The 1402-nt window shown below is 60.1% G+C and carries 1 protein-coding gene; it reads left to right on the forward strand.

Features of this window, described 5'->3' with window-relative positions:
• Positions 1–10 precede the first annotated feature (10 nt).
• A complete protein-coding gene (locus Q4Q11_RS31790; protein ID WP_498571977.1) occupies positions 11–1390 on the forward strand; it encodes a virulence factor in 1380 nt (459 codons plus the stop codon).
• Positions 1391–1402: the final 12 nt, after the last annotated feature.

Below are 1402 nucleotides of genomic sequence, written 5' to 3' on the forward strand. Positions count from 1 at the left end.
GAAATACGCAATGTCATTGGCTTTCGCATGCATCTTGTCGATGAGCCTGCTGGTGTCGGGTCCGGCGCGCGCGGAAGCCGACGATACCAAATACGATCTGGGCATGATCCCGGCGCCGCATATCATGCGACCGCAGGGCAAGGTCTCCAACGAAGTCGTGCTTATTTCCGATCTCGCCGGCTGGGGCGACAAGGAAAAGGCGGTGGCCGACAAGCTCGTTGCCAATGGCTCGCTTGTCATCGGCATCGACTATCCCTCCTTTCTGGCCTCGCTCAACAAATACGACGTCAGCAAGAATGACGGCTGCATCTATATCGTCGCGGACCTGGAATCGCTGAGCCAGCAGATACAGCGCTCCTTTGCCGACAGCACCTATCAGCTGCCCGTCATCGCTGGCGTCGGCGCCGGCGGCGCGATGGCGCTGACGATCGCGGCCCAGACGCCGGATGCAACGGTCGCCGGTACGCTTGCCGTCGATCCGACGGCGGGCATCGCTTTGAAGCAGGAACTCTGCACGCCGGCCGAGAAGAAGACCGATGGCGACATGGTCTCCTTCGGCCTGCAGGAAGGCGCGCTGCCCAATCCGATCCTCGTGACCTTTACGCCGAATGCTCCGAAGGATGGACGCGACCATGTCACGGAGATCCAGAAAGAGCATCCCGAAGTCCAGACCACGGATTCCGGCAATACCGATGGTTATGCGACGCTCGAGGCCTCGCTGGCCGATCTGATGAAGTCGATCGACAGCTCTAAGTCGCCGCTCGGCCTGCCTCTCGACATCATGGAAACGACGCCGACGGAAGACACGCTTGCGATCGTTTATTCGGGCGATGGCGGCTGGCGCGATATCGACAAGGAAGTCGGCAGCTATCTGCAGGATCAGGGCATTCCGGTCGTGGGCGTCGATTCCCTGCACTATTTCTGGTCGGAGCGGGATCCGCAGCAGACGGCCAATGACCTTGCCAGGATCATCGACTTCTACACCAAGCGCTTCAAGGTCAAGCATGTGGTGCTGGTCGGCTACTCCTTCGGCGCCGATGTGCTGCCGGCAAGCTACAATCGCCTGCCGCAGGCTGCAAAGGACAAGATCGTGCAGATGTCGCTGCTGTCGCTGTCGCAGAAGGTGGACTACGTGATCTCGGTCATGGGCTGGCTCGGCGCTTCGAGCGAGGGCAAGGGTGGCGATCCGGTCAGCGACCTAAAATCCATCAATCCGAAGATGGTGCAATGCGTCTACGGCAAGGACGACGACGAGGATGTGGCATGCCCGCTGCTGAAGGGCACCGGTGCCGAAGTTATCGCCATGGATGGCGGCCACCATTTCGATGACGACTATGAGGCACTTGCAAACCACATCATCAACGGTCTGAAGAGCCGCCTCGGCGAATAACAGTCATGGCGC

The organism is Rhizobium sp. UFLA01-1127, assembly GCF_059803845.1.

Bases quoted from the DNA above. Each gene is read 5' to 3' on its own strand.
- Q4Q11_RS31790 (WP_498571977.1), top strand. From the start codon at position 11: ATGTCATTGGCTTTCGCATGCATCTTGTCGATGAGCCTGCTGGTGTCG.